Source organism: Halorientalis sp. (assembly GCF_028275115.1).
In the GTDB taxonomy this organism is placed as follows: domain Archaea; phylum Halobacteriota; class Halobacteria; order Halobacteriales; family Haloarculaceae; genus Halorientalis.
The window spans coordinates 1-1,569 of the sequence record NZ_JAQCNH010000085.1; the positions used below are offsets into that span (position 1 = coordinate 1).

Annotated in this window: 4 protein-coding genes; 3 read left to right on the forward strand and 1 reads right to left on the reverse strand. The window is 61.4% G+C overall.

Annotated features, from left to right (window positions below; all coding sequences use genetic code 11):
* On the forward strand, window positions 1–327 hold a 327-nt coding region (locus Q0964_RS11610; RefSeq protein WP_299267595.1), incomplete at its 5' end, for an NUDIX hydrolase.
* A gap of 4 nt (window positions 328–331) precedes the next feature.
* On the opposite strand, the gene Q0964_RS11615 is transcribed toward Q0964_RS11610, so the two are convergent.
* Window positions 332–481, reverse strand: coding sequence for a hypothetical protein (locus Q0964_RS11615; protein ID WP_299267597.1), 150 nt, complete (start codon window positions 479–481; stop codon window positions 332–334).
* Between the two features lie 194 nt (window positions 482–675).
* Here Q0964_RS11615 and Q0964_RS11620 point away from each other — a divergent pair, with 194 nt between their 5' ends.
* Window positions 676–945 (forward strand): AbrB/MazE/SpoVT family DNA-binding domain-containing protein, encoded by a 270-nt coding sequence (locus Q0964_RS11620; protein WP_299267602.1) that lies wholly within the window; start codon window positions 676–678, stop codon window positions 943–945.
* On the forward strand, window positions 942–1,358 hold the full coding sequence (locus Q0964_RS11625; RefSeq protein ID WP_299267604.1) for a type II toxin-antitoxin system VapC family toxin: 417 nt from the start codon (window positions 942–944) through the stop codon (window positions 1,356–1,358). Before Q0964_RS11620 ends, Q0964_RS11625 begins: the two co-directional genes overlap by 4 nt.
* The last annotated feature ends 211 nt before the right edge of the window (window positions 1,359–1,569 follow it).

Sequence of the window (1,569 nt, forward strand, 5' to 3'; positions counted from 1 at the left end):
CTCCCCGCCGGGACGCTCGAAGATGGCGAGGAACCCAGTGAGGCTGTCGGCCGCGAACTCGCCGAGGAGACCGGCTACCGCCCCGGCGACATCGAACACATGACCACCGTCGAACCCGCGAACGGGTTCTCTGACGCTGTCTTCCACTACTTCCTCGCGCGGGACTGCGAGCGGGCGACCGGACAGGACCTCGATGTGGACGAGACCATCGAGGTCACGACGGCGGCGTTCGACGACCTCCGCGAGGCCGTCCAGAACGACGAACTCCGGGACGGACGGGCCGCCTTCGGCGTGCTCTACTACCTGCTGTTCGACGGACAGGTGTGAGCGGTCAGGACCGACTCTCGCGCAACTCCCGCAGGTCGTCGCGCATGTACGGCACGCGCTCGTAGCGCTCGGCTTTCTCGGTGGCGAGCGCGGTCAGCAGGATGTCGTCGAGTTCCGGGGGCAGGTCCGCAACCTCGTTCGGTGGGGCTGGCATCTTGGCCGCCGCTCGGTGGACATATAGCTTCGGGTGACGGCGACGAACCGGGTGCTCACCCACGGCCGTCACGGCAGACTCACATCTCGCGTGACCAGAACCGCAGCCGTGGAACCACTACCGCACAGGGAATCGACCCCGGAAGCGGGTAAGGCACAACTTTAATTGTAAGGACTCTTGAAATCATGTAAGAGATGCCCCTCTCAGACGACGCAACAATCACGAGCAAAGGGCAAGTCACGATTCCAAAGCGAATCCGGGACGAACTCGGACTCACCGCGGGCACGGAGATCGAGTTCACTGTCCGGGAGGACGGAACAATTCGCGTTCGACCAAAGGAACCAGCGCTCCAGCGACTTCGCGGTGTCAAAGAACAGGTGGCCGAGCAGAACGTCGACACCGAGAAGATGCGGCGCGAGTCGAAGGCGGCGTGGAGTTCGCACATCGACGGGAGCGATACGTGATCTTCCTGGACTCGTGGGTGTGGCTCGAGTTCGTATTCAGCGGCGAGAACGAAGACGAGGCTGAATCGCTCATCGAACGGGCAAACACTGCCGACGAAGGCGGTCTCATCGTTCCGACGGTCATCGCCGAGGTCTCGTATCGAGTCCGTGTTGTCGAGGATGGAGAAACTGCCAACGAAGCGGTCCGGGCGATGCGAGAGTTCCAGCATATCGAGAGTATGCCACTCATCGACGACATTGCGGAGTACGCCGCAGAACTTCGATTCCGGTACTACGAACGAGGAGACCGAGAGTTATCGTACGCGGATGCGATACACGTCGCAACTGCTGTCGTTCACGATGACTGTGACGTGCTCTACTCTGGCGATCCTGATTTTGCTGATATTGACGAAATAGAGACAGTCGTCCTGTGACCGATATGTGCCCGATTTCTTTTCCCCTGAACACGGACAACAGTCAGCGGAGTGCGCAGGCAATTCTCACACTGCCGAACACGTCGTCGACGGTGTCAGATATCCACTCGGGTGTGCCTGTCGCCGTATCCACCGCGTACAGCGCATCGGACCCGACGTAGACGGTGGGGGCCGCTGGCCTGCTGGGCACCACTGCGCCCCGAGAGCGTCC

Coding starts and splice junctions, on each gene's coding strand:
- Q0964_RS11615 (WP_299267597.1), bottom strand. CDS start 481: ATGCCAGCCCCACCGAACGAGGTTGCGGACCTGCCCCCGGAACTCGAC.
- Q0964_RS11620 (WP_299267602.1), top strand. CDS start 676: ATGCCCCTCTCAGACGACGCAACAATCACGAGCAAAGGGCAAGTCACG.